Origin of the sequence: Amycolatopsis sp. WAC 04197 (assembly GCF_003947475.1) — a bacterium.
GTDB classification, from domain to species: Bacteria; Actinomycetota; Actinomycetes; order Mycobacteriales; family Pseudonocardiaceae; genus Amycolatopsis; species Amycolatopsis japonica.
Genome location: NZ_QHJK01000002.1, coordinates 79,523 through 105,464 on the forward strand (window position 1 = coordinate 79,523; position 25,942 = coordinate 105,464).

The 25,942-nt window shown below is 69.2% G+C and carries 24 protein-coding genes; 18 read left to right on the forward strand and 6 right to left on the reverse strand.

What is annotated here, in order from left to right:
• The first annotated feature begins 84 nt into the window (after window positions 1-84).
• From DMC64_RS07480 to DMC64_RS07510, 7 genes are all read left to right on the forward strand, one after another.
• The gene (locus DMC64_RS07480) at window positions 85-852 is read left to right on the forward strand and encodes a DUF4097 family beta strand repeat-containing protein (RefSeq protein WP_125733003.1); all 768 of its coding nucleotides are present in this window, start codon (window positions 85-87) and stop codon (window positions 850-852) included.
• Window positions 853-878: 26 nt separating this feature from the next.
• Window positions 879-1,550: a DUF4097 family beta strand repeat-containing protein gene (locus DMC64_RS07485; protein WP_125733004.1), complete on the forward strand. Its 672-nt coding sequence runs from the start codon at window positions 879-881 to the stop codon at window positions 1,548-1,550.
• Window positions 1,547-2,953, forward strand: coding sequence for an alpha/beta hydrolase (locus DMC64_RS07490; RefSeq protein ID WP_125733005.1), 1,407 nt, complete (start codon window positions 1,547-1,549; stop codon window positions 2,951-2,953). The genes DMC64_RS07485 and DMC64_RS07490 overlap by 4 nt, the downstream gene beginning before the upstream one ends.
• 166 nt (window positions 2,954-3,119) lie before the next feature.
• Complete coding sequence (gene dnaK, locus DMC64_RS07495) at window positions 3,120-4,991, forward strand: molecular chaperone DnaK (RefSeq protein WP_125733006.1); 1,872 nt, start codon at window positions 3,120-3,122, stop codon at window positions 4,989-4,991.
• Window positions 4,988-5,731, forward strand: coding sequence for a nucleotide exchange factor GrpE (grpE, locus tag DMC64_RS07500; protein ID WP_125733007.1), 744 nt, complete (start codon window positions 4,988-4,990; stop codon window positions 5,729-5,731). The genes dnaK and grpE overlap by 4 nt, the downstream gene beginning before the upstream one ends.
• A 33-nt stretch (window positions 5,732-5,764) precedes the next feature.
• Complete coding sequence (gene dnaJ, locus DMC64_RS07505) at window positions 5,765-6,940, forward strand: molecular chaperone DnaJ (RefSeq protein ID WP_125733008.1); 1,176 nt, start codon at window positions 5,765-5,767, stop codon at window positions 6,938-6,940.
• Window positions 6,941-6,945: 5 nt separating this feature from the next.
• The gene (locus tag DMC64_RS07510; protein WP_125733648.1) at window positions 6,946-7,374 is read left to right on the forward strand and encodes a heat shock protein transcriptional repressor HspR; all 429 of its coding nucleotides are present in this window, start codon (window positions 6,946-6,948) and stop codon (window positions 7,372-7,374) included.
• Between the two features lie 115 nt (window positions 7,375-7,489).
• On the opposite strand, the gene DMC64_RS07515 is transcribed toward DMC64_RS07510, so the two are convergent.
• The 4 genes from DMC64_RS07515 to DMC64_RS07530 all read right to left on the reverse strand — a co-directional run bounded on the left by DMC64_RS07515 (window position 7,490) and on the right by DMC64_RS07530 (window position 11,702).
• Window positions 7,490-8,092 (reverse strand): DUF305 domain-containing protein, encoded by a 603-nt coding sequence (locus tag DMC64_RS07515; protein ID WP_233629599.1) that lies wholly within the window; start codon window positions 8,090-8,092, stop codon window positions 7,490-7,492.
• A 7-nt stretch (window positions 8,093-8,099) separates the two neighbouring features.
• Entirely contained in the window at window positions 8,100-8,855 is a 756-nt protein-coding gene (locus DMC64_RS07520) for a lytic polysaccharide monooxygenase (RefSeq protein ID WP_125733010.1), read from the reverse strand.
• A gap of 159 nt (window positions 8,856-9,014) precedes the next feature.
• A complete protein-coding gene (locus DMC64_RS07525; RefSeq protein ID WP_370323670.1) occupies window positions 9,015-10,223 on the reverse strand; it encodes a globin domain-containing protein in 1,209 nt (402 codons plus the stop codon).
• A 273-nt stretch (window positions 10,224-10,496) separates the two neighbouring features.
• On the reverse strand, window positions 10,497-11,702 hold the full coding sequence (locus DMC64_RS07530) for a globin domain-containing protein (protein ID WP_172843548.1): 1,206 nt from the start codon (window positions 11,700-11,702) through the stop codon (window positions 10,497-10,499).
• A 270-nt stretch (window positions 11,703-11,972) separates the two neighbouring features.
• Between DMC64_RS07530 and DMC64_RS07535 the strand changes: the two genes are divergently transcribed.
• The 4 genes from DMC64_RS07535 to DMC64_RS07550 all read left to right on the forward strand — a co-directional run bounded on the left by DMC64_RS07535 (window position 11,973) and on the right by DMC64_RS07550 (window position 17,380).
• Window positions 11,973-12,437 (forward strand): MarR family winged helix-turn-helix transcriptional regulator, encoded by a 465-nt coding sequence (locus DMC64_RS07535; protein ID WP_037334501.1) that lies wholly within the window; start codon window positions 11,973-11,975, stop codon window positions 12,435-12,437.
• 75 nt (window positions 12,438-12,512) lie between these two features.
• Window positions 12,513-13,697 (forward strand): MFS transporter, encoded by a 1,185-nt coding sequence (locus DMC64_RS07540; RefSeq protein ID WP_125733011.1) that lies wholly within the window; start codon window positions 12,513-12,515, stop codon window positions 13,695-13,697.
• 88 nt (window positions 13,698-13,785) lie between these two features.
• Window positions 13,786-16,383, forward strand: a complete 2,598-nt coding sequence (gene clpB, locus DMC64_RS07545; protein ID WP_037334507.1) for an ATP-dependent chaperone ClpB — start codon at window positions 13,786-13,788, stop codon at window positions 16,381-16,383.
• Window positions 16,384-16,669: 286 nt separating this feature from the next.
• On the forward strand, window positions 16,670-17,380 hold the full coding sequence (locus tag DMC64_RS07550; RefSeq protein ID WP_125733012.1) for a hypothetical protein: 711 nt from the start codon (window positions 16,670-16,672) through the stop codon (window positions 17,378-17,380).
• On the opposite strand, the gene DMC64_RS07555 is transcribed toward DMC64_RS07550, so the two are convergent.
• Window positions 17,377-18,510 (reverse strand): hypothetical protein, encoded by a 1,134-nt coding sequence (locus DMC64_RS07555; protein WP_125733013.1) that lies wholly within the window; start codon window positions 18,508-18,510, stop codon window positions 17,377-17,379. The genes DMC64_RS07550 and DMC64_RS07555 overlap by 4 nt on opposite strands.
• Window positions 18,511-18,631: 121 nt before the next feature.
• Here DMC64_RS07555 and DMC64_RS07560 point away from each other — a divergent pair, with 121 nt between their 5' ends.
• A complete protein-coding gene (locus DMC64_RS07560) occupies window positions 18,632-19,399 on the forward strand; it encodes an SDR family oxidoreductase (RefSeq protein ID WP_125733014.1) in 768 nt (255 codons plus the stop codon).
• On the opposite strand, the gene DMC64_RS07565 is transcribed toward DMC64_RS07560, so the two are convergent.
• Entirely contained in the window at window positions 19,396-20,076 is a 681-nt protein-coding gene (locus tag DMC64_RS07565; protein ID WP_125733650.1) for an MgtC/SapB family protein, read from the reverse strand. The genes DMC64_RS07560 and DMC64_RS07565 overlap by 4 nt on opposite strands.
• Window positions 20,077-20,137: 61 nt before the next feature.
• Between DMC64_RS07565 and DMC64_RS07570 the strand changes: the two genes are divergently transcribed.
• From DMC64_RS07570 to DMC64_RS07595, 6 genes are all read left to right on the forward strand, one after another.
• Window positions 20,138-20,617 (forward strand): PepSY domain-containing protein, encoded by a 480-nt coding sequence (locus DMC64_RS07570; protein WP_037334520.1) that lies wholly within the window; start codon window positions 20,138-20,140, stop codon window positions 20,615-20,617.
• Window positions 20,618-20,688: 71 nt separating this feature from the next.
• A complete protein-coding gene (locus DMC64_RS07575; protein ID WP_125733015.1) occupies window positions 20,689-21,447 on the forward strand; it encodes an ABC transporter ATP-binding protein in 759 nt (252 codons plus the stop codon).
• Window positions 21,447-23,981 carry an FtsX-like permease family protein gene (locus DMC64_RS07580; RefSeq protein ID WP_125733016.1) on the forward strand — a complete coding sequence of 845 codons (2,535 nt, stop codon included), beginning with the start codon at window positions 21,447-21,449 and terminating at the stop codon, window positions 23,979-23,981. Before DMC64_RS07575 ends, DMC64_RS07580 begins: the two co-directional genes overlap by 1 nt.
• A gap of 46 nt (window positions 23,982-24,027) precedes the next feature.
• Window positions 24,028-24,591: an orotate phosphoribosyltransferase gene (gene pyrE / locus DMC64_RS07585; protein WP_016338130.1), complete on the forward strand. Its 564-nt coding sequence runs from the start codon at window positions 24,028-24,030 to the stop codon at window positions 24,589-24,591.
• Between the two features lie 119 nt (window positions 24,592-24,710).
• Complete coding sequence (locus DMC64_RS07590) at window positions 24,711-25,103, forward strand: DUF2784 domain-containing protein (RefSeq protein ID WP_125733017.1); 393 nt, start codon at window positions 24,711-24,713, stop codon at window positions 25,101-25,103.
• Window positions 25,104-25,283: 180 nt separating this feature from the next.
• Window positions 25,284-25,937, forward strand: coding sequence for a TrmH family RNA methyltransferase (locus DMC64_RS07595; protein ID WP_125733018.1), 654 nt, complete (start codon window positions 25,284-25,286; stop codon window positions 25,935-25,937).
• Window positions 25,938-25,942: the final 5 nt, after the last annotated feature.

Below are 25,942 nucleotides of genomic sequence, written 5' to 3' on the forward strand. Positions count from 1 at the left end.
CCGGGGGTTACCCCTATGTCCAAGCCGCCCTGGTGCCCTTAGCGTCGGGTTACACGAAAACCTGCTCTGGAGGGACTCAAGACCATGGCGCGCCCACTCCTCGCAATCGGCGGCATCGCCTTGATCGGTGTCGGTGTCCTCACCGGCCTCGGCTGGTGGTGGCCGTCCGACGCGGAGGCCACCGCGGAGGTGGCCCAGCCGATCCGCAGTGTGCGCATCGACAACGAGGAGGGCCGCGTCAAGGTGCACGCCGGCGAGGGGCCGGTGCGGATCCACCAGCAGTTCGAGTACCGCGGCGGCAAGCCGGGCGACGCCTTCCGCGTGGAGGGCGACACCCTGGTCCTCGCCGACTGCGGCTCGTCCTGCGAGGTCGCCTACGACGTGGTGGTCCCGGCGGGTATCCCGGTCTCGGGCAAGCTGGACTCGGGGGCGCTCGACATCGCCGGAGCGTCCACTGTGGACGTCACGGTCGACTCCGGCCGGGTCGAGGTGCGCGACGTGCCGGGCACCGTGAAGGTCCGGTCCGAAGCCGGTCGCGTCGACCTGGCGAACATCGGGCAGGCCGTCACGGTGCAGGCGGCTTCCGGTGCCATCAAGGGAGAACGGCTCGGCGGTGACGTCGAAGCACGGACCGACAGCGGCCGTATCGAACTCGAACTCCTCAAGAGTGCCGATGTCACCGCGCGGACCGACAGCGGTTCGGTCGAGGTCACCGTCCCGTCGGGTGAGTACAACGTCACCGGCGGCACCGGCAGCGGCCACCGCGACATCGGCGTGAACCAGTCCGGTTCGGCCCAGCACAAGCTCGATCTCAACACCGACAGCGGAAGCGTCACGGTCAAAGCGGCCTGACCGACTTATCGGGGGAATACTTTCTCATGGGGAACAAGGAGAAGCGCGTTCTCGGCGCGCTCGCTCTCGGCGCGCTGACCGCCTTCGGGATCGTCGGCTGCACAGGGGAATTCCAGCAGAAACTGAGTGACGGCGCGCCCGTCACCGAGCAGATCACCGCGATCCGGGTGGACGTGCCGGTCGGCGCGGTCACGTTGCGGGTCGAGGACGGCGCGCCCGTCTCGCTGCGCCGTGAAGTGACTTATAACGGCAAGAATCCCGGCAAGACGTACAGCGTCGAGAACGGCACGCTGGTCCTCGGCGGCTGCCAGCAGTGCGGCGTGGACTACGACGTCGTGGTGCCGCGCGAGCTGGCGATCTCCGGGGCCATCGGCACCGGCAAGATCACCCTCGCCCGCGCCGCCTCGGTCGACCTGAAGGGCGACGTCGGCGACTTCAAGGTGATGGGCACGTCCGGGCCGGTCAACCTGCGCACCGGCACCGGCGACATCGAGATCGGCCTGGCGAAGCCGGGCGCGGTCACCGCGAACGCGGAGGTCGGCAAGGTCGTCGTCACCGTTCCCGACGGCGCGTACCAGGTCCGCGCGAAGGCGGAGACCGGCAAGGTCGAGACCGGTGGCGTGCGGCAGGACCAGGCTTCGGCGAACGTACTGGACCTCCAGTCCGGCACCGGCTCGATCACGGTGAAGCCCGCATGAAAGCGCTCGCCGCCGTCGCCGCGCTGACCCTGCTTCCGCTGACCGCGCTGCCGGCGTCCGCCGCGTCCGGGATCGACTGGAGGCCGTGCGCGACCGAGTACGCGCCGACGCTGGAATGCGCGAACCTCCGGGTGAGCGGCGGTTTTTCGATCGCGCTGGCGAAACTGCCCGCGACCGATCCCGGGCGCCGTATCGGTTCGCTGCTGACGAATCCGGGCGGGCCGGGTGGTTCCGGGGTCACCGTGCTCAAGTACGGCGGCCGCGGTTTCGCGCTGGACAAGCCGGAGACGGCCGAAGTGCGGCAGCGGTTCGACGTCATCGGATTCGATCCGCGCGGCGTCGGCGAAAGCACGCCCGCGATCACCTGCGGGCCGGATCTGCACGATCCGGCGGTCAGCCGGTTCCCCCGGAGCCGCGCCGATTACGACAAGCTCCTCGCCCACAACCGCGCCTCGGGTGAGGAATGTCTGAAGAGGACCGGGCGAGCACTGTCCTCTATGGACACTTGGCACGCCGCGGACGACATCGAAGCGATCCGTGGCGCTCTCGGCGAGCCGAAGGTGAACTGGCTCGGCGTCTCCTACGGTTCCGAACTCGGCGCCGTGTACGCGGAGAAGTACCCGAACCGCATCCGGACGATGGTGCTCGACGGCGCCGTCGACCATTCGCGGCCGACCAGGCAGGCGGTCCTCGAAGAAGCCGTCGCGACCGAAGGCGCCCTCAAGGACTTCGCGAAGTGGTGCACGACGTCGGCTGACTGCGCTCTTCGCGGGAAGGACGTCCTCGCCACCTACGACGCCTTGATGCGGACGCCCGGCGGCGTGCCGTCGAAACAGCTCGGGCGGAACGTGACCGCCGAGGAGATGGCGTCCGGGGTCTACGGCAACCTCATCCTGCCCGCGTTCTGGCCGGGCTTGGCGAAGGCGATCGACGCCGCGACGGCGGGCGACGCGGACGGACTGCTGCCGTATTCGCAGCTCGACCCGTCCTACGGGGCGTACCGCGCGATCGGCTGCCACGACTTCGGCTCGCCGTTCACCTCCTACGCCGACATGAGGGCGATGCAGGGACTGGTGAAGACGCTCTCGCCGCACGGCTGGCGGTACTCGGAGTTCTGGGACATGGCCAGCGGGTGCGCGGCCTGGCCGGTGCCCTCGGCGTATCTGCCGCGGCCGCAGAAGGTGAGCGGCGCGGCGCCGATCCTCGTGGTCGGCGGTGAACACGATCCGGCGACGCCGCTCGTTTGGGCGAAGGGGCTCGCGAGGAACATCGAGAACTCGACGTTGCTCGTCGACGCCGGGTACGGGCACACGGGGCTGCTGAACTCGGCCTGCGTGCGCACCGAAGAGGTGAAGTACCTGGTGAGCGGTGTCACACCCGCTCCGGGCACGGTCTGCCGGTAGTCCGGGAACAAGACGACCGTGCCGCACGTTGAGCCGGATACAAGGTTGAGTGAGGGTGACTCAAGTCCGGCTTGACGGAAGCCCCATCATCCCGATACAACTTGCGTTGAGCCCACTCAAGGTGGGTGAGAACGTGCAGGTCACGAACTAGCAGGAGGATCACACCATGGCGCGAGCGGTCGGCATCGACCTCGGCACGACCAACTCGGTCGTCGCTGTCCTTGAGGGCGGCGAGCCGACGGTCATCGCCAACTCGGAAGGTTCACGCACCACCCCGTCCATCGTCGCCTTCGCCAAGAACGGCGAAGTGCTGACCGGCCAGCCGGCGAAGAACCAGGCCGTGACGAACGTCGACCGGACCATCCGGTCGGTCAAGCGGCACATCGGTACCGACTGGAAGACCGAGATCGACGGCAAGGCCTACACCTCGCAGGAGATCAGCGCCCGCGTGCTGATGAAGCTCAAGCGCGACGCCGAGGCGTACCTGGGCGAGACCATCACCGACGCGGTCATCACCGTCCCCGCGTACTTCGAGGACGCGCAGCGGCAGGCCACGAAGGAGGCCGGGCAGATCGCCGGCCTGAACGTGCTCCGCATCGTCAACGAGCCGACCGCGGCCGCGCTGGCGTACGGCCTCGACAAGGGCGAGAAGGAACAGACCATCCTGGTCTTCGACCTCGGTGGCGGTACGTTCGACGTCTCGCTGCTGGAGATCGGCGAGGGTGTCGTCGAGGTCCGCGCGACCTCCGGTGACAACCACCTCGGTGGTGACGACTGGGACGAGCGGATCGTCACCTGGCTGGTCGACAAGTTCAAGTCGTCCAACGGCATCGACCTCACCAAGGACAAGATGGCGCTCCAGCGCATCCGTGAGGCCGCCGAGAAGGCGAAGATCGAGCTGTCCAGCTCCAACTCGGCCAGCATCAACCTGCCGTACATCACGGTGGACGCGGACAAGAACCCGCTGTTCCTCGACGAGCAGCTCTCCCGCGCCGAGTTCCAGAAGATCACCTCGGACCTGCTTGAGCGCACCCGCAAGCCGTTCAACAACGTCATCCGTGACGCGGGTGTCGCCGTCGGCGACATCGACCACGTCGTGCTCGTGGGTGGTTCCACCCGCATGCCCGCCGTGTCCGAGCTGGTCAAGGAGCTGACCGGCGGCCGCGAGCCGAACAAGGGCGTGAACCCGGACGAGGTCGTCGCGGTCGGCGCGGCGCTGCAGGCCGGTGTGCTCAAGGGTGAGGTCAAGGACGTCCTGCTGCTCGACGTGACCCCGCTTTCGCTGGGCATCGAGACCAAGGGCGGCGTGTTCACCAAGCTCATCGAGCGCAACACCACGATCCCGACCAAGCGTTCGGAGATCTTCTCCACCGCGGACGACAACCAGCCGTCGGTGCAGATCCAGGTGTTCCAGGGTGAGCGCGAGATCGCGGCGCACAACAAGAAGCTCGGCATGTTCGAGCTGACCGGTCTCCCGCCCGCGCCGCGTGGCGTGCCGCAGATCGAGGTCACCTTCGACATCGACGCCAACGGCATCGTGCACGTCCTCGCGAAGGACCTCGGCACGAACAAGGAGCAGTCGATGACGATCACCGGTGGCTCCGCGCTGCCGAAGGACGACATCGAGCGCATGGTCAAGGACGCCGAGGCGCACGCCGAGGAGGACAAGCAGCGCCGCGAGGAGGCGGAGACCCGCAACCAGGCGGAGACGCTGGTCTACCAGACCGAGAAGTTCGTCAAGGACAACGAGGACAAGCTGCCCGACGAGCTCAAGGGCAAGGTGAAGTCCGCGATCGACGAGGCCAACGAGGCGCTCAAGGGCACCGACTCGGCGAAGATCCGCGAGTCCATCGAGAAGCTGAACACCGCTTCGCAGGAGCTGGGCACCGCGCTCTACGCCAACGCCACCCCGGGTGCCGAAGGTGCCGCCGGTGAAGGCGCCGCCGGTACGGCGGGCGCGGGTACCGGTTCGCAGGCCAAGGCGGACGACGTCGTCGACGCCGAGATCGTCGAAGAGGACGAGAAGGACAAGAAGTGACGGGACGCTACGACGAAACCGAGGGCCGGGGCCCGGAGGAACCGGTGGTCGTGCGGGACCGTAGGCGGATCGACCCGCTGACCGGTGAGGTCCGCCCGGCTGCCCCGGCCGCCGAACCCCAGGACGGCCCGAAGCACGCCGCTCCGAGTGAAGACACCGCATCGACCGAGCCGGAGCCCGCGGCACACGCGGGCCCCGGCCTCGGGGAGTCCATTGTGGACGACTCGGTGTCGGTGGCCACGGGACTGGAGAAGGAGCTGGCGGAACGCACCGCCGACCTTCAGCGCCTCCAGGCCGAGTACGCGAACTACCGCAAGCGCGTGGACCGCGACCGCGAACAGGTCGTCGTCGGCGCGAAGGCGTCGGTCGTCGGCGACCTGCTCCCGCTGCTCGACGATCTCGAGCGCGCGGAGCAGCACGGCGACCTGACCGGTGCCTTCAAGGCGGTCGGCGAGAAGCTGGTCGGGAGCCTGCAGCGGTCGGGCCTCGAAGCGTTCGGCACCGAAGGCGAGCCCTTCGACCCGAGCGTGCACGAGGCCGTGCAGCACAGCACGTCCCCGGACGTCACCGGGCCGACGGTCACCATGGTCATGCGCCGCGGTTACCGCTTCGGCGAGCGCGTGCTGCGTCCGGCGATGGTCGGGGTCACCGACCACGAGCCGGGTGGCGCCCCGGTGGACCCGCCGGTGGGCGGCGAGCTGCCGCTCGAGGGCGAACTTTTCGATGAGAACAACCGCTGATCGGCGATACGGCGTGAAAGGAGGAGACGTTCGGTGAGTGCACGGGAATGGATCGGTAAGGACTTCTACCGTGAACTGGGCGTCTCCTCCGACGCCACCGCGGACGAGATCAAGAAGGCCTACCGCAAGCTGGCCAAGGAGAACCACCCCGACGCCAACGCGGGCAACGCGGAGGCCGAGAAGAAGTTCAAGGCGGTCTCCGAGGCGTACGGCGTGCTGTCCGACACGGCCAAGCGCAAGGAGTACGACGAGGCTCGCCGCCTCTTCGGCTCCGGCGGTCCCGGTGGCTTCGGCTTCCCGGGCGGCGGTGCCGGCGGCGGCGGTTTCGACGTCGGCGACATCTTCGGCCAAGCGGGTCAGCAGCAGGGCGGCTTCGGCGGCCTCGGCGACATCCTCGGCGGGCTGTTCGGCCGCCGCGGCGGCGCGGCCGGTGCCACGGCGAACCGGCCGCAACGCGGATCGGACGTCGAGACCGACGTCCGGATCGACTTCACCGAGGCGGTCAAGGGCGCGACCCTGCCGCTGCGGCTGTCGAGCCCGGCGACCTGTTCCACCTGCGGTGGCAACGGCGCGAAACCGGGGACCTCCCCGAGGACGTGTGCGACCTGCCAGGGCAGCGGGCTGGTCAGCCGCAGCCAGGGCGCGTTCGCGTTCTCCGAGCCGTGCCGCGACTGCCGCGGCCGCGGCCAGATCATCGACGACCCGTGCCCGGAATGCGCGGGCGAGGGCATCAGCACCCGCACTCGCACGCTGACCGTGCGGATCCCGCCGGGCGTCGCCGACGACCAGCGGATCCGGCTGGCGGGCCAGGGCGAACCGGGCCGTGGCGGCGCGCAGCCGGGCGACCTGTACGTCCGCGTGCACGTCGCTCCGCACACGTTGTTCGGGCGCAAGGACCTCGACCTGACGATCACCGTGCCGGTGTCCTTCACGGAGCTGGCCCTCGGCGGCACGATCACCGTGCCGACGCTCGAGGGCAAGGTCTCGCTGAAGGTGCCGCAGGGTACGGCGAGCGGTCGCGTGCTTCGTGTGCGCGGCAAGGGAATCGCGAAGCGTGACGGCTCGCAGGGCGATCTGCTGGTCACCCTGCAGGCGGCCATCCCGGCCAAATTGGACGACAAGGCCCGTGAAGCGCTGGAGGCGTACGCGGAAGCCATGGCCGACCACGACCCGCGACCGGAGATCACCGAACTTCTCGAAGGCAGGTGAGCAAGATGTTCGGCGGGCTGCCGCACGGTGCGGACGAGGACACCCCGGTGTTCGTCATTTCGGTGGCGGCACAGCTTTCCGGCCTGCACGCGCAGACCCTGCGGTCCTACGACCGCCAGGGTCTCGTGTCGCCCGGCCGGACCTCCGGCGGTGGACGGCGTTACTCGATGCGGGACATCGCGTTGCTGCGCGAAGTGCAGCGACTGTCCCAAGAGGACGGTGTCAATCTCGCGGGCATCAAGCGGATCATCGAGCTGGAGAACCAGGTCGACGCGCTCCGCTCGCGTATCGCCGAACTGACCGAGGAGCTCACGGCGGCGTACCTCGCCGCCGAACAGACGGCCGCGGCCGTGCACGCCTCCTACCGCAAGGATCTCGTTCCCCTGCGGCAGCAGACGGCCCTCGTGGTCTGGAAGCCCAAAAAACGCAATTAGTCCTCTAAATGCCGCGGGTCCCCAGCCCTCGTGCGTACGTGAAGGCCCCCTTCACCGCGCTAGACGCAATGAAGGGGGCCTTCACGTACTTCACGCATTTAGAGGACTAAATGCGTCATTGGCCGGGGACCAGGGTCCGGATCTGCTGGACCTCGCCGGTGCGCGAGTCCTGGATCCGCTGGGCCAGCGCCTTCGACTCGGGGTTCTTCCCGTCCTTCAGCTCGGTCCTCGCCAGCGCGACCCCGTTGTGCTGGTGCGCCACGAAGATGTCGGCGAAGTCGAGGGTGAACTCCGGACCATCCTTTTTGGACAGTGCGTCGAGCAGGCCCTTGTCGGTGAGCCCGTCGCCACCGTGATGATGGTGCGCCTTCGGGTCCATGGAACCCGTCTCGGGTTTGCCCCAGGCCTTCAGCCAGTTCCGCATGTCGGTGCTCTCGGTCTGCTGCGTCGCCTCGATCGCGGCCGCGAGATCCTTGAGCTCCTGCTTCTGCCCTTGCTTGGCCTTGACCAGCTTGACGATCTCCACGCCCTGGTTGTTGTGGGCGATCATCATCTGCAGGAACATCACGTCGGCGTCGTTGTACTCCGCGGACGCCCCGGCCGACTGGGGAACCGGGGAGATCGGGGCGCCGGCGTTGGTGGGTGAGCCATCGCCGGCCCCGCAGCCCGCGAGGGCCACGAGACCGGCGACGAGAACGAGGGCCAGCTTCACTGGCACGTCCCCCTTACTGCCGGGTCCACAAGGCGGGGGTGTTCGGCGGTTCCCAGCCTTGGATCGCGGTATGCGCCAGCTGGCAGCGGTAGGTCGCGCCGCCGTAGGTCACCGTGTTGCCGACCGCGTAGGACGTCCCGGCCGCCCAGGTGCCGCCGGTGGGCGGGTTGCCGGTGCTGGTCGGCGGGTTCGACGTCGTGGGCGGGTTGCTGGTGGTCGGCGGGTTGCTGGTGCTGGTGGGCGGGGTGCCGCCGCCGATCTGCAGGTCGATGCAGCTGTAGAAGGCCATCGGCGTGTCCGCGATGTTCCAGATGGCGAGCACCTTCTGGCGGCCGCTGAAGCCGGCCAGGCTCACCGTGTGCGACGTCGGGTCCTTCGGCGCGGAGTTGTTCCCGCTGATGTCGGCGATCTTGGTGCCACCGATGTAGTACTCGTAGTTCGTGGTCCGGTGGTAGGCGGTGAACTTCCAGTTGAAGGTCACGCTGTTGCCGACCGACGCGGCGGGCCACGGCTTCGACTCGTCGTTGAGTTCGGCGAATCCGGGAAGGCCGCCGTTGCAGCTGCGGAGCCCCTTGGGGCCTTCGACGCTCTGCGGTTCGTAGACGATGGCGCCGCAGCCGGAAACCTTGCCTTGGGCGCAGTTCGCCTGGCGGCTGGGCGGGGACAGCACATAGCCGTGGGCGCTGGCCACCTGCGGGATGGCCACGATGGCGATCGGGGCGAGGATCGCACCGGCGGCGGCTGCCACGAGCTTGCGTTTGACGGTCATGCCGGCTCCTGGGGATGGAACGACGGTGTTCCCGTGAGGGGGAGCAATGTGGTCTAGACCATAAATCCGCCGGTGACCGTGGTCAATGATTCACTGACCTACTGCTGCGTCGAGCCCAGGTGGAACAGCCGATCGGCCTAATACGAACGAAGTATCACCTCAGTCCAGGGTGAAGGGGTCGTACTTGATCCGGCCCAGGTCCGTGCCCGCGGCGAGCAGCTTCGCGATGGTCGCCCGGATCATCGACGGCGACCCGGCGACGTACACGTCACGCTCCTTCCAAGCCCCGCGCTGCGTGACCGCCGTCGCCAGCGTGCCGCGGTCGCCGCCGGTGACGGCGCCTTCCTCCGTCACCGGTGTCACCGTCAGCCAAGGGCAGGTGACGGTGAGCCCGCGGAGTTCGTCGAGGGCGTAGAGGTCTTCCGGACGGCGCCCGCCGAAGAACAGGTGCACCGGCGGGTTGTTCTTCCAGCGCGACATGTCGTCGAGCAGGGCGAGCAGCGGCGCGACGCCGGTACCGCCGCCGATCATCAGCAGCGGACGGCTTTCCGTGTGACTCACCGAAAGCGCGCCGAGCGACGGGCCGAGACGCCAGACGTCGCCGAACCGGGTGTGGTGGACGATCGCGCGCGAGACCCAGCCGCCGCGCACGGCGTGCACGTGGAACTCCATCGTCCCGTCGTCGTGTGGCGCGGTGGCCGGCGAGAAGTACCGCCACATCCGCGGCCGTTGCGGGACCTCGACGCTCACGTAGCCGCCGGCCCGGTACGGCAGCGGCTGATCGGTGCGCACCTTGACGATGGCGACGTCACGGGACACGACGCGGTGTTCGATGACGGTCGCCTTCCACCACGCCGGTCCGACCTCCTTGCCCGCGGCCTCGCGCATGGTCTTCGAAATGACGCCGTACGCGGTGACCCAGGCGTCCTCCACCTCGGGAGTCCAGTCGTCCTTCAAGAACCTTTTCAACGCGGCGATCAACGCGACGCCGACGGCGTCGTAATGGCGGCCGAGGACGTCGAACTTCCGGTGGTCCCGGCCGAGCTGGCCGAGGAACGTGGCCAGTTCGTCGGGCCGGTCCACCATCTGCACGACGTAGACGAGAGCGCGCAGCAAACGATTTCGCTGCGTGGCCATGTTGATCGGGAAGAGCGCCCTGGCGTCGGGCGAAACGGAGAAGAGCGCCCCGTAGAAGTATTGGGACAGCTCCTCGGACTTCGTTTCGACGGCGGCGAAACTCTCCCTGATGAGCTTGGCCAGCTGGACGGACTTGTCCGCCGTCGGCGTCTCGATCAAGGGCGGGACGGGAATCGGTGAAGATCTGGACGAACTGGGCGGATGCTCGTACTTCACTGTTTCGGCAGTCATGGGTGAACGATTTTCTCCAGTTGGATCGGGCATATTCTCCAGACCCGATGTCATCGTGCGCGTGTTCCCCCGAGGGTTCTCGACTGTATGCCCGAAAGTCGCGAAAGGATCCACGAATGTTTGTTTCCCGCTCGAACGGAGCAAACGATATACGCGCCGTCAACCCCGTCTGGCACTAAGTAAAGGAATGCGTGATCGGCCGATCGGGTGGGTTTTTCTCCGTGCTTACGAGATCACGTAACGCGGCCGAACACCATTGTGGAATCGAATTGCCTAGTCGATGGTGAAGGGGTCGTACGCGATCTGGTCGAGCGCGCTGCCCGCGACCAGCATCCGGGACACCGTCGCCCGGATCATCGCGGGTGAGCCGGCCACGAGGATCCGGTGCCCCGGCCAGGATCCTTGCTGTGTAACGGCTTCCGCGAGCGTGCCCTGCACGCAGCCGGGGGCTTCTTCACCGTGTTCGACCACCGGGGTCACGGTGAGCCACGGGTTCGTGGCCGCCAGGGCGCGCAACTCGTCGAGGTCGTAGAGGTCCTCACGCGACGGTCCGCCGTAGAACAACTGCACCTTCGGGTTCTCGCCCCACTGCGCCAGATCGTCCAGGATGGCGCGCAGCGGCGCGATACCGGTGCCGCCCGCGATCATCAGGACGCCGCGGCCGTCGGTCCGGTCGACCGAAAGCCTGCCGAGTGGCGGTCCGAGCCGCCAGACGTCACCGGGCTGCGTGTGGCTCACGATGGCGCGCGACACCCAGCCGCCGTCGACCGCGCGCACGTGGAACTCGATGCCGCCGTCCTCGCGCGGCGCGTTCGCCGGCGAGAGGTAGCGCCAGAGCCTCGGCCGCTGCGGTACTTCGACGCTCATGTACTGGCCGGGCTGATACGGCACCGGGAATTCGGGCTGGACGCGGACCAGGGCGAGATCCCAGGTGAGCCGCCGGTGTTCGAGGACGGTCGCCGACCACGACGCCGGGTTGACGTCGGCCGCGGCGGCCTCCTGCATCGCGCGGGCGACGATGGTGAACGCCTCCGCCCAGGCTCGTTCGACCTCGGGTGTCCAGTCCGGACCGAGGTGGTTCTTGAGCGAGGCGAGCAGCGCGGTGCCCACGGCCTCGTAGTGCCGCGGGATGACGCCGAACTTGCGGTGGTCGCGGCCGAGCTGGGTCAGGAACGGGACGAGATCGTCCGGCCGGTCGACCATCTGCACGATGTGGACCAGCGCGCGGACCAGCCTGCCCCGCTGGACCTCCATGTTGATCGGGAAGAAGTCGCGGGTGGCGGGCGCGAGGGTGAACAGCATCCCGTAGAAGAACTGCGAGATCTCCGGGATGAAGGGTTCCGACTTCGCCCAGGTGTCCCGGATGAGCCGCACCATCGCGGTGACGGCGGGCGGTGCTTCGCGCGGAGCCGAAGACCGCGGGACCGGGCTGACCGCGTCGGCCGTCACGGGCTGGGAGTCGCTGATCGGGAAGCGCATACCGGAAGACAGTTCCCCGGTTTCACGTACGAGGGTCCACTGGAGAAGAATTCACGGATCATTCACCTCTCCGGTCAGTGGCTGTCGGCCGGTCGGCTGAGTTCCGGCTCGTTCGCGAGACTAGCCGCCGAGAGACCTTTTGCCCGCATCGTTGCTCCGGACGGGTGTACTCGAAGCCGGTCCGCAGTGGGCGATCTCACGAGGTAAATAGTTGTCTTACGCAAGTGTCGCCGAATAAAGTTGTACTGTACAAGTAGCCAGGAGGGACCGATGAGCTCCGCGGACGACGCCAGGGTCGAGCTGATGCGTGAGTTGAAGGCCGCCTCGCAGCTGCAGCACGCCTGGATAATGCAGGCGTGGCAGGACGACCCCGGGCTGCACCCGGCGGCCGCGATGCTGCTGTCGGATCTGGCGAAGCACGGCGAGGCACGGCCTTCCGAATTGGCCAAACGACGCTTCGTGGACCTTTCGGTCGTAAGTCGTCAAATTTCCCAGCTGTCCGCGGCGGGCATGGTCGACCGCCGTCCGGCGCCCGAAGACGGCCGCGCGTCGATCATCAGCATCTCCGAGCGCGGGCGCGCGGAACTGGGGCGCAGGCGGGCCGGGTATCTGGAGTTCATGGAGCGCGCGCTGGGCGGCTGGGACGACGAAAAGGTCCTCGAACTGACCACGCGCCTGGCGGAGATGAACGCCGACGTCCGCGCCGCCCTGTCCGTGCGGACCTGCGACGTTTGACCCAGGTCGTTACTACCCGCCGGTCTTGACTGAACGGACCTTTCGTAGCGCTGTGACGCCGGTAGCGTCGTATCAGTGCGTAACCGGGTCGCATTGCTGGTCGCCTTGGGAATCGACAACTTCGGCTCGGGCCTTTTCCTCCCGCTCGGGCTGGTCTTCGTCATCCGTGTGGTCGGTCTGCCCCTCGCCCAGGCGGGGAGCGCCGTCACTCTCGGTGCACTGGCCGGCTTGCTCGTCCCCGCGTTCGCCGGACGGCTCGTCGACCTGATCGGCCCGCGGACGGTGATGATCTGCGCCCACGTCCTGCAAGCCGCCGGGGTGGGTGCCTTCCTGCTGGCCCGCGGGTTCGCCGGGGTCGTCGGCGCGTCCGTGATGCTCGCGGCCGGGCAGCAGCTGTTCTACAGCTCGCAGTTCTCGCTCATCGCCGACGTCGCGGGCGAAGGACCGAAGGACCGGCCGTTCGCCGAAGCCGCGATGGTCCGCTCCGCGGGCTTCGGGATGGGCGGGCTCGCGGCGGCCGGGCTGCTGGTGTGGATCGGGCGCGAAGGCCTCTACGTCGCCGTGATGCTGGACGTCGCGACCTTCGTCATCGCCGCGGCCATCCTCTCGACGCTCGTCACGCCCGCCCCTCGGCATCTGCCGCGGCGCCCGGGGCCCGCGCGGGTCTGGCGGAACCGTCCGTACCTGGCGCTCATCGTGTTCAGCGGCCTCTTCGCGCTCACGATGGACTTCTTCCTCATCGGGATGCCCGTGTACGTCTTCAACGCCTTGCATGGGCCTCGATGGCTTCCCGGCGCGATCATCGCGCTGCTCACCGTCGTCACCAGTCTGGGTGGAGTCCTCGGGCTGCGGCTGACCAGGAAGCTGACCCGGATCGCCGCGATGCGCGCCGGTTCGGCGTTGTTCGCGGTGTGGTGCCTCGCCTGTCTGATGGTGGTGTTCGTGCCGAAGGTGTTCCAGCCGGTTTACCTGCTCGGCGCGACCCTCGTGCTGGCCGCGGGCGATCTCGCGTTCGGTCCGCGCTCCGGGGCGCTGGCCGAAGCGGCGGCGCCACCGGAGGCGCGGGGCCGGTATCTGGCGGCCTTCCAATACGCGTTCACGCTCGCCGCGGTGATCGCTCCGGCCGTCGTCGCGCTGTTCTCCGTGGCAGTCTGGATCCCGTGGGTGCTCGTGGCCGCGTGCGCCTGCGCGGCCGTCGTCGGCCTCGGCCGGGTGGGTCCGCGGCTGCCCGCGGAGGCCGTCTCCCCGACCGGGGGCTGAAACTTTTCGGAGTTGAGTGGAACAGACTCAACTTTCCTGACGTTGTACCTGTCGACAGAGCTTTGCAAGACCTAGTACGAGGTGAGGGATGGACGCTTTCAACCCGACCACGAAGACCCAGCAGGCGATCTCGTCGGCGGCCCAGGCGGCCACGATGGCGGGGAACCCGCACGTGGCGGCCGCACACCTGCTCGGCGCCCTGCTGGCGCAGGGTGAGGGGCTCACCGCACCGCTGCTGACCGCGGTCGGGGCCGATCCGGCGCAGGTGCACAAGGAGCTGGAGCCGCTGATCGCGGCGTTGCCGTCGGCGACCGGCGCCACCGTGTCGAGCCCGCAGTTCGACACGAACGCCGTCAAGGCGCTGACGCACGCGCAGAAGCTCGCGACCGAACTCGGCGACGAATACGTCTCGACGGAGCACCTCCTCGTCGGCCTCGCCACCGAAGGCGGGCCGGTGGCCGAGCTGCTCAAACGGCACGGCGCCACCCCGGACGCGCTGCGCGAGGCGTTCGCCAAGGTGCGCGGCTCCGCGCGGATCACCAGCGCGGATCCCGAAAGCACGTTCAAGGCGCTGGAGAAGTACGGCGTCGACCTGACCGAGCGCGCCCGCGCCGGCGAGCTGGACCCGGTGATCGGCCGCGACACCGAGATCCGCCGCGTCGTGCAGGTGCTCTCGCGCCGCACCAAGAACAACCCGGTGCTGATCGGCGAACCCGGCGTCGGCAAGACGGCCATCGTCGAAGGGCTCGCCCAGCGCATCGTCGCCGGTGACGTGCCGGAGTCGCTGCGCGGCAAACGCGTGGTGGCGCTGGACCTCGGCTCGATGGTCGCGGGCGCCAAGTTCCGCGGCGAGTTCGAAGAGCGGCTGAAGGCCGTGCTCAAGGAGATCACCGACTCCGCGGGCGAGGTCGTCACCTTCATCGACGAGCTGCACACCATCGTCGGCGCCGGCGCGACCGGTGAGGGCGCGATGGACGCGGGCAACATGATCAAGCCGATGCTCGCCCGCGGCGAGCTGCGCATGGTCGGCGCGACCACACTCGACGAGTACCGCGAGCACATCGAGAAGGACGCCGCGCTGGAGCGGCGTTTCCAGCAGGTGCTGGTCGGCGAACCGTCCCCCGAGGACACCATCGCCATCCTGCGCGGGCTCAAGGAGCGGTACGAGGTGCACCACGGTGTGCGCATCACCGACGCCGCCCTGGTCGCCGCCGCGACGCTGTCCGACCGCTACATCACCGCCCGGTTCCTGCCGGACAAGGCGATCGACCTGGTCGACGAGGCCGCTTCGAAGCTCCGCATGGAGATCGACTCGCGACCCGTCGAGATCGACGAGGTCGAGCGCGCCGTGCGGCGGATGGAGATCGAGGAGATGGCGTTGTCCAAAGAGGACGATGCCGCGTCCAAGGAGCGCCTCGCCGCGCTGCGCTCGGAACTGGCCGAAAAGCGGGAAACGCTGACCGCGCTGACCGCGCGCTGGCAGAACGAGAAGGGCTCGATCGAACGCGTCCGCGAACTCAAGGAGCAGCTGGAGCAGCTGCGCGGCGAGTCCGAACGCGCCGAACGCGACGGCGACCTCGGCAAGGCCGCCGAACTCCGCTACGGCCGGATTCCCGCGCTGGAGAAGGAGTTCCAGGCCGCGACCGAGGCGAACGAGGTCAGTCAGCAGAACGTCATGCTCAAGGAGGAGGTCAGCGCGGACGACGTCGCCGACGTGGTCAGCGCGTGGACCGGCATCCCGGCCGGGCGGCTGCTGGAAGGCGAGACGGGCAAGCTGCTCCGGATGGAGGAGGAGCTCGGCAAGCGGGTCGTCGGGCAGAAGGAAGCCGTGCAGGTCGTCTCGGACGCGGTGCGCCGCACCCGGGCCGGCGTCGCCGACCCCGACCGGCCGACCGGTTCGTTCCTGTTCCTCGGCCCGACCGGCGTCGGCAAGACCGAGCTGGCGAAGGCGCTGGCGGAGTTCCTGTTCGACGACGAGCGCGCGATGCTGCGGATCGACATGAGCGAGTACGCCGAGAAGCACTCGGTGGCGCGCCTGGTCGGTGCGCCCCCGGGTTACGTCGGCTACGACCAGGGCGGGCAGCTGACCGAGTCGGTGCGCAGGCGGCCGTATTCGGTGGTGCTACTGGACGAGGTCGAGAAAGCGCACCCCGACGTGTTCGACGTGCTCCTGCAGGTGCTCGACGACGGACGGCTCACCGACGGCCAAGGCCGCACGGTCGACTTCCGCAACACGATCCTGGTGCTGACGTCGAACCTCGGCTCGCAGGCCATCGCCGACCCGGCGCTCGACGAGCGTCAGCGCAACGACGCGGTGATGTCGGTGGTGCAGCGGCAGTTCAAACCGGAGTTCCTGAACCGGTTGGACGACATCGTGGTCTTCCACGCGCTGGGCACCGACGAGCTGACGTCCATTGTGGACATCCAGATCGAGCGGCTCGCCACGCGGCTTTCGCGGCGCCGCCTGACGCTGGAGGTCACCGACGGGGCACGCGAGTGGCTCGCGCTGAACGGCTTCGACCCGATCTACGGCGCGCGGCCGCTGCGGCGGCTCGTGCAGTCGGCGATCGGCGACAAGCTGGCGAAACAGCTGCTGGCCGGTGAGATCCGGGACGGCGACACGGTCCGGGTGGACATCCCGGCCCAGGAGGCGTCGGACGCCCTGACGGTCACGCGGGTGGACTGAGGCCTCGTGAGTCGTCCGGCTGATCACACGTGTCGTCCGGCTGATCACGTGTGATCGCCGCACCGGGGTGGTCGAGGCACCTGGCTTCCCTCGCCTGAGCGCCATGAAAGGTCCTTTCCTTGCAAATTTCGCAAGGAAAGGACCTTTCATGGCATTGGCGACAGGGAGATTTGTCGACCTTTCCTTGCGTCTTTCGTGGTCTTTCCCGGGTGCCGCACCGAAAGGGGCGCGCGACACGGCGCCCGGCGATCACATCCGGTGAGGGCAGGGGGATACCCTGACCGTCGTGGGTATTCCGGCGTGGATCTGGTTCGTCATCGCCGCCGTCGCCTTGGTGGCGGGGCTGGCGCTGCTCGCGGCCGACCGGGCGAAGGAGGGCTCGCGCAATCGCGAGCGCATGCGCTGGGCCGAGCTGCGCGGCTGGCAGTTCGTCGAAGAGGACGAGCGGCTGCCGCGGCAGTGGTCCAACGGCGCGATCGGCTACTTCGGCGCGCAGCTGGCGGTCAACGTCGTGGCCGGGTCCACCTTCACCTCCGACGGACGGCGCCCCGTCTTCATCTTCGACATCGAGACCGAGGGCCAGATCCCGGCGGTCGTGGTCGCCGTGCGCTGCAACCGCGTGCACGAGACGCCGCTGGAGATGTGGCTGTCCAGCGTGCCGTTCCAGCGCCAGGACATGCCCGAGATGCTCGGTCCGATCGGTCAGCGCTACGCCTTCGCGGACGACTCCGAGGGCGCCCGCAAGGTGATCACGCAGGAACTCGTCGACGCGGCGGATTCGCTCGGCGGCGACGTCGGCGTGGCGTGGCTGGAGAACGAGTGGGTGCTCGCGAGTGTCGCCCCGAACGCCGGGCCGTCGCGGCTCGAGCGGCTGCTGCGCGACCTCGGCGAGATCGCCGACATCGTCGACCCGTTCGACGAGGAGTACGACAACGCCCAGACCCCGGGCCGTCACTGGCAGGCCGAGGCCGCTGACGACATCGAGCCCCAGGCTTAAGAGCGTTTGAGTTCCAGCGGGAGGGCCCCGGCGACGTAGCCGGTGTGCGCCGGCTGACCGAGCAACGTCAGGTCGAGCGTCCCGGACTGCGTCCCATGCCCCGCCTCCACCGGATCGGTGGTGGGCAGGACCCCGCGCACGGACGACGTCGTGGTGCCGTGCGCGGACGCGACCTCGCCGATGCCGAGGTCGCCGCTGATCGTGTGCGAACCGCCTCCGGTGAATCCGCCGCCGTGCTGCGCCAGATCCACGTCCTGTCCGGTGGTCACCAGCCCGGTCGCCGGACCGACGGTGCCGCCGAACGCGTGTTCCTGGCCGAAGGCGGCGCCCGAGCCGACGTCGAGCGGGAGTACACCCTTGAACCGGCCGTTGCCGTGCTGTGCCGACGTCGTCCCGACGGCCGCGAGTTCGCCGACGTCGACCGCGTGCCCGGACGACCGCCCGGCCTCCAGAACACCACCGAGGTCGCCGGAGAATCCGCCATCGAGCCGGAAGGCGCGGTCGAGAGTGCCGCCGGCGCGCTGGTCGGTCTCGTTGATCACGCCGACCCCGGGCAGCGGACGGACGGCGTGGTAGGTCCCCTCGGCCGCGCGGAGACCGCGGCCGTCCTGGGAGACGAAGGTGGGGACGCCCGTGCGCGGGTCGAGCGCGACCTCGGTCAGCCGGGCGCCAGTCCGTTCGAGTTCGGTCTCGTTCCCGGCGACGACGCTGCCGTAGCGGTCGACCTTCACGGCTTCGCGCTGGCCTTGCTTGAGGGTCTCGGTCGTCTTCGCCGCGCCGAGCGCGCCGACCTTGTCCGGGCGGGCCGTGACATTCTCGCGGGTCTCGACGGTCTCGCTCATCGAGCGGCGGACGTCCGCGACGACCTTCGCGTCGCCCAGGTCCTTGCCGAAGACGTTCCGTTCGGTGTTGGTCAAGAAACCGCGGAAGACGGATGTGTCGCCTTCGGTGGTGAAGCCGGCCCCGCGGTCGAGGCTGCCTTCGCGCTGGTGGTCGAGGGGCAGCGGGATCGACGGGTCGGTCTGGGTGGCGATCGCGGTGGCCGGGCCGGCGAGCAACAACGCCAGCGGCGCCGCGCCGACCGCGACTTTGGGCAGGTAGCTCGGCTTTCGCCTGCTGTGCTTCCCCATGGGGGCGGACGATACTTCCCGACTCCGGCCATTGCACGTCAAATCCCCACGGTGGGTGACCCCCACGCTCGCCTCAGCCGAGCGTCTTCCCGGAATCCGACCGAGGAGTAGGTTCGGCGGCATGACACAGACCGCCCTGATCACCGGTGCCACCGCCGGCATCGGTGCGCAGTTCGCGCGCCGGCTCGCCGCCGAGGGGTACGACCTCGTGCTCGTCGCCCGCGACGTCGACCGGCTGGAGGGTTTCGCGGCGGAACTGATCGAGGCGCACGGCGTCGACGTCGTCGTTCTGCCCGCCGATCTGTCCGAAGTGGACGGACGGGCGCTGGTCGAGGCCCGCCTGGAAGACGAGCCGGTGGACCTGCTGGTGAACAACGCGGGTTTCGGCCTCAACGGCGATTTCTGGGCCATCCCGCCGGACGCGCTGCAGCGTCAGCTCGACGTCAACGTCACGGCCGTCCTGCGGCTGACCCGCGCCGCCCTGCCCGGCATGATCGAGCGCGGCGAGGGCGCGATCATCAACGTCAGCTCGGTCGCAGGGTTCTTCAGCGGCCGCGGCTCGACCTACACCGCCAGCAAGAACTGGGTCACCTCGTTCACCGAGGGCATCGCCGCCTCGCTGCCGAAGAACATCCGCATGATGGCGCTGTGCCCCGGGTTCACCACCACGGAGTTCCACGAGCGGGCGGGGCTGGACAAGCCAGGACCGAAGGCTTTCTGGCTCGGTGTCGACCAGGTCGTCGACGAGGCGCTCGCGGATCTGCGCCGCGGCAAGGTGATTTCGGTGCCGAGCCTGCAGTACAAGGCGCTCGTCGCGGTCGGCGGATTGTTGCCGAGGGCGGTGCTGCGCAAACTCGGCGGCGGCTTCGGCGGCAAAGGCCGCACCTAGTCGTCATCGGCGGTTTCGATGGACCGCACACCTTCGGTCGCGGCGAGCACGGTCGGGGCCGCGGCGTGATCCGGGCCGGTGAGGTCGAGTGAGACCGTCACCTCGCCGTCGCGGTCGTCGGTGATCCGCAAGGACGTGATCGACCATCGGTGGCTCGTGCAGAGCGCCAGCAGATCGCGCAGGACACCCTGCCCGTCCGCGTAACTCACCCGCAGCCTGGTCGTACCCGTGCCGCCAGGAAGATGCTCGGTCAGCCAGGTGAAACCGAGTACCACCACGAAATGCATGGCCGTCACGACGACCGCCAGCAGCAGCAAGCCGGCACCCGCCGCCATCCCGATGGCCGCGGTCTCCCAGACCGCGGCGGCCGTGGTGAGTCCCCGGATCGCGCCCTGCCTCGTGATGATCAGTCCGGCGCCGAGGAAGCCGACACCGGAGACGATCTGCGCCGCGATCCGCGACGGGTCGAGTACCACCTGCCCGGTCGCGAGGATGTCGCCGAAACCGTACTTGCTGACCAAAAGGATCAGCGCGGACGCCGTGCCCACGATCGTCTGGGTCCGCAGCCCGGCGCTCTTGCCCCTGATCTGCCGCTCCAGCCCGATCGCCGCCGAAAGCGCGAACGCCGTCGTCAGCTCGCCGATCTGGAGCCAGCCCTGTCCGTTCGAGACCATCACCCCACAGTGCCATCCGGTCCGGCGACGGTTCGAGCTGGCGGCGGGCGGGTACGCGCGGATCATGAAGTCATCACTTCTCGTCATCGCGGTCGCGCTGACGCTGGCCGCTTGTTCCACCGAGCCACCGCCGGGGCCCGCGGCTCCGGGGCCGGAAGCCCAGCCGGTGAAGGCGATCCAGGCCGCGGCGGCCGCCGTGCCCGGCGGGCGGGTGTTCGACGTGGAGCCCGCGAACGACGGATGGGCGATCAAGGTCGCGTCCGGCGGGCAGGAACACGAGATCCGCGTGAGCCGGGACGGCGGGCAGGTCCTCGGCGATCGGCAAACGGCGAAGCCGAGCGACGACCTGGCGAAGATCGCACAGGCGGACGTCGACGCGGTCAAGGCGCTGCAGACCGCGCAGCAACGGCAGCCGGGTGAGCTCGACGAGATGGAGATCGACCGCGCCACCGACGGTGCCCTCGTCTGGCAGGTCGGCTTGCGTGACGGCAAGGGGATCGAGCACGACCTCGACGTGGACGCCAAGACCGGGGCGGTCAGGTAGGGCCCGCCCTACCAAGGAGACGCACGCTCGCCCCAGGGTGCTTCCGACCTGGGATTCCTAGGGTTTTCAGCATGAACCCTGGGTGGAACGGAGACGCGGTCCGGCTCGACGGCGTCCGCAAGGAATACGGCAAGGGCGTCGTCGCGCTGGACGGGGTGACGCTCGCGTTCCCGCGTGGTGGCTTCACCGCCGTAATGGGGCCTTCGGGCTCGGGCAAGAGCACCTTCCTGCACTGCGCGGCCGGGCTGGACCGGCCGACGTCGGGATCCGTCGTGCTCGACGGGCAGGAGCTGGCCGGGATGAGCGAGACGAAGCTGACGAAGCTGCGACGCGACCGGGTGGGTTTCATCTTCCAGGCCTTCAACCTGCTTCCGGCGCTGACCGTCGAGCAGAACGTCACGCTCCCGCAGCAGCTCGCCGGTGCCAAGCCGGATCGTCGCGTCGTCGAGGAGATGCTGGCCCGCGTCGGGCTTTCCGGCCGCCGCAAGCACCTTCCCGGTGAACTGTCCGGCGGGCAGGCACAGCGCGTGGCGATCGCGCGGGCACTGGTCACCCGGCCCGCGGTGGTCTTCGCCGACGAGCCGACCGGGGCGCTCGACACCCGCACCGCCGCCGAGGTCCTCGAACTGCTGCGCGCTTCGGTCCGCACCACCGGTCAGACGGTGATCATGGTGACCCACGACCCGATGGCGGCCTCCTACGCGGACCGGGTCATCTTCCTGGCCGACGGCCGGATCGCGGACGAACTGCACGCGCCGACCGCGGACGTCGTCGCCGAACGCATGACCCACCTGGGTGCCTGGGGCAGCCCGGCCAGGGCGGGTGCGTGATGCTGCGACTCGCCTTCCGGACCTTGCGCCTGCGCAAGGGCGGCTTCATCGGCACCTTCATCGCCGTCTTCTTCGGCGCGTTGATCGTCGCCTCGTGCGGTGGCCTGATGGAGACGGGGATCCGTGGCAACGCGGAACCGCAGCGGCTCGCGGCCGCCCCGATCCTCGTCACCGGCGGCCAGACCTTCGAGCTGCCCAAGGAGGACCCGGCCTCCCTCGAACCCGACGACAAACGCAAGTTCGAGGACGCGCGGCTTCCCGAACGCGTCCGCCTCGACGACGGCCTGGTCTCCCGGCTGCGGTCCGTCCCCGGCGTCTCGGACGTCGTCGGCGAAGTGAGCTTCCCGCTCGCGGCGGGCGGGAAACCCGCGCTCGGCCACGCTTGGGACTCCGCCGCCCTGACCCCGTACGCGCTGGTCGCGGGTGCCGCGCCGGTCGCGGGCGAGGTCGTCGTCGAGTCCTCGTCGGGCGCGAAGCCCGGTGACGTCGTGCAGATCGCCGCGCGCGGCAAGACCGAGTCGTTCCGCGTCGCCGGAGTGGCCGGTGCGCCGCGTTCGATCACGCAGGCCGCCGTGTTCTTCTCCGCCGCCGACGCCGCCCGGCTCTCCGGGCACCCCGGCAAGGCCGACGTCATCGGCGTCTTCACCGATCCCGGTGCCGACGTCGAAACTGTGCGGGCGAAGGTCGCCGAGGCCGCGTCCGGGGCGAACGTCCTGACCGGTATCGACCGCGGTGTCGCGGAGTTCCCCGAGGCCGAGACGAGCGGGACCAACCTGATCGTCATCGCCGCGGTGTCCGGTGGGCTTTCGGTGATGGTCGCGATGTTCGTCGTCGCCAGCACGCTGAGCCTGTCCACCCAGCAGCGTTCGCGGGAACTCGCGCTGATGCGGGCGATCGGCACGACCCCGCGTCAGCTGCGGCGCATGGTCCTCGGCGAAGCGCTGGCCGTCGGTCTGCTCGCCACCGCGCTCGCCGCGGTCCTCGGCCCGGTCCTGGGCGAATGGCTGTTCGGGCAGCTGGTCGAAAACGGCGTGGTGCCCTCGGTCCTGCGGTTCTACCAGGGCTGGCTGCCCGCCGTCGTCGGTGCGGGCGCCGCGATGCTCGCGGTGTTCATCGCCGCCTTCGTCGCCGGCCGCCGGGCCGGGAAGATCCGGCCGACCGAGGCGCTCGCCGAGGCCGCGGTCACCCGCCGCTGGCTGACCCCGACGCGGGTCATCGTCGCCGCACTTTGCTTCGGGGGCGGCACCGCGCTGGCCATCGTGACCGTCGCGGTGATGACCGGACCGATCGCGGCCAGCACCGCCGGCCCCGCGGTGATCCTGTGGGCGATCGGCGTCGCGATGATCACGCCCGGCGTCGCCAAGGTGATGACGGCGATCCTGCAGTGGCCGATGCGCCTGCTCGGCGGCATCGACGCCCGGCTCGCCGTGCTCAACACCCGCGCCGGCATCGTCCGGGCGGCGGGCGCGGTCACCCCGATCATGCTCGCCGTCGGCATCGCGACCGCGAACATCTACCTGCAGACCACCCAGCAGGAGCTGGCGAACCAGGCCTTCACCGAAGACGTCCGGGCGGACGCCGTGATCGGTTCCGTCGCGGGCGGGCTGTCCCCGGACCTCGTCCAGCGGATCCAGACCGTGCCCGGCGTCGCCGGTGCGTCCGAGTACGTCACCAGCAGCGTGTTCCTCGAGAAGCCGTACGACTCCTCCGACGAGGGGCGTCCGGCGATCGGCCTCACCGCTTCCGGGGCGGCCGCCACGACCGACACCAAGGTGACCCAGGGCGACCTGACGGCACTGACCGGCCGGACCGTCGCGCTCCCCGAGGTCTTCGCGAAGGACTTCGGCCGCGGCCTCGGCGACACGCTCAGCCTTCGGCTCGGCGACGGCGCGCCCGTCGACGTCAAGGTCGTCGCGGTCACCAGCCAGCGTCCCGGCTTCGAAAGCCTGCTGCTCCCGGCCGACCTCCTGGCCCCGCACACCACCGCGGGACTCGCGCCGCAGATGCTGGTCCGCGCCGCCCCGGACGTCGATCCGGCGGTGCTCACCGAGCGGCTTCGCGAGGCGACGGCCGGACTGCCGGTGTCCGTCGGTGACCGGGCGGCGCTCGTCGCGGCGCACGACAAGGACCAGGCCGTCGGCGCGTGGGTGAACTACCTGCTGGTCGGGATGATCATCGCCTACACGGTGATTTCGGTCGCCAACACGCTCGTGATGGCGACCGTGCGGCGGCGCCGTGAGTTCGGTCTCCAGCGGCTCACCGGCTCGACGAGGGCTCAAGTGCTGCGGATGGCCGGGTTCGAAGGCGGGCTCGTCGCACTGGTCGGGATCGTGCTCGGCACCGTCGTCTCGGCGGGCGCGATCGTCCCGTTCTGCCTGGTCGCGGCCGATTCGCTGCTGCCGATGGGCTCGCCGCTGATCTACCTGACCGTCATCGGGCTCGCCGCGGCGCTCGCACTGGCGGCGACCCTGGTCCCGGCCTGGGCGGCCACCCGCGGCCCGGCCGTGGACGCGGCGACGGCCGGCAGTGACTAGAGCTACCGTCGCAGGACCCGGCGGGCCGTGTGTAAGACTCTCGGCCGTGGCGTACCCCGGTGTTGATCAAGCGGCGAAACTCGAACTGGCGAGACTGGTCGGCGAACTCGCCGTCGTGCACGGCAAGGTGACCTTGTCCTCTGGCAAGGAAGCCGACTACTACATCGACCTCCGGCGGGCGACGCTGCATCACGCGGCCGCGCCGCTCATCGGGAAGCTGCTCCGGCAGCTCACGCACGACTGGGACTACGTCGCCGCCGGCGGCCTGACCCTCGGCGCGGACCCGGTGGCGCTGGCGATGCTGCACTCCGCGGCGACCGACGGCGTCGTGCTCGACGCGTTCGTCGTCCGCAAGGCCGTCAAGGAACACGGCATGCAGCGCCGGATCGAAGGCGTCGAGGTGCTGGGACAGCGCGTGCTGGCCGTCGAGGACACCTCGACCACCGGCGGCAGCGTCCTCACCGCCGTCGAGGCGCTGCGCGAGGCCGGAGCGAACGTGGTCGGCGTCGCGACGGTCGTCGACCGGGACACCGGAGCGCGCGAGGCCATCGAGAAGGAAGGCCTCGAATACCGTTACATTCTGAACAAGGACGATCTCGGTCTGTCCTGAGTAAAGCGTCCCGAAGGGGGCATCCTCCGTGTGCGAACGGAGGATGCCCCTTTTTTCGTGAGCGTTTCTCAAGAGGAGAGGGGTAACGTCGCTGGTAGGGGTGTGAAAGGGGGCTTGAGGTGGCGGGTTTCCTGGCGAACGTGACAGTCGCGGTGCATATTTTCGCGCTGTTGTTCATAGGATTCGGCGGTTTCCTGGCGTGGCGGTGGCCGAAGGTGATCTTCGGGCATGTGTTCTTCGCCGCATGGGGTGTCCTCGTCAACGTCTTTCCCTGGCCCTGCCCGCTGACGGCGGCCGAGAACTACTTCCGGCACCAGCAGGGCCTCGGCGACCTGCCCGGCGGCTTCAACGCCTACTACCTCTACGACACCGTGTTCCCGCGTTCGTCGCTGCCGGTGGTCGTCGTGATCGCGATGGCGACGGTGATCGTGTCCTACGTCGGCGCGTACCAGCGCTGGCGTCACCGCCACCACGACGGAGACGCACCGGCGCACCGCGTCAGCATGGGTTAGTGGTCACCATCGGAAGTCCTCCGAGGGTCTCGACGGCCCAGCTTCCCGCTGGGCGCACGGCCGCGAGGCCCGAGTACGACCCGGTACGAGGACCTCGCGGCCGCGCACCCAGCGGAAACCTGGATCCGCCGAATACCCCCGAAGGACTTCCGATGGCGACCACTGGGTGACAATCTCCGAGTGACTGAGAACGAGGCCGGGCCCACCGAATGGGTGGCGCGGGAAGAGGTCGGCGTCGGTCCGTGGGAGGGCGAGTGGCCCGCGGACGAGCGTTACGACCCGGAACTCCTGGCCAACGGTGATCGCCGCAACGTCGTCGACCCGTACCGCTACTGGCGGCGCGAGGCCATCGTGTCCGATGTGGACTCGCGGCGGCATCCGTTCCACGTGGCGATCGAGAACTTCCAGCACGACCACAACATCGGCACCGTGGTCCGGACGGCGAACGCGTTCGCCGCGGCGGCGGTGCACATCGTCGGGCGGCGGCGCTGGAACCGGCGCGGCGCCATGGTGACCGACCGCTATCAGCACCTTCTCCACCACGAGGACGTCAACGGCCTGCTGACCTTCGCCGCGACGGAAGGCCTCGCCGTGGTCGCGGTCGACAACACGCCCGGTTCGCAGCCCGTCGAGACCGCCGAACTGCCGCGCGAGTGTGTCCTGCTGTTTGGCCAGGAAGGGCCGGGGCTGTCGGCCGAGGCGCAGAAGACGGCGTCATTGGTCGTTTCGATCGCGCAGTTCGGTACGACCCGCTCGATCAACGCCGGCGTCGCCGCCGGGATCGTCATGCACGCCTGGGTCCGGCAGCACGCCGATCTCGCCCAAGCCTGGTGACCCCC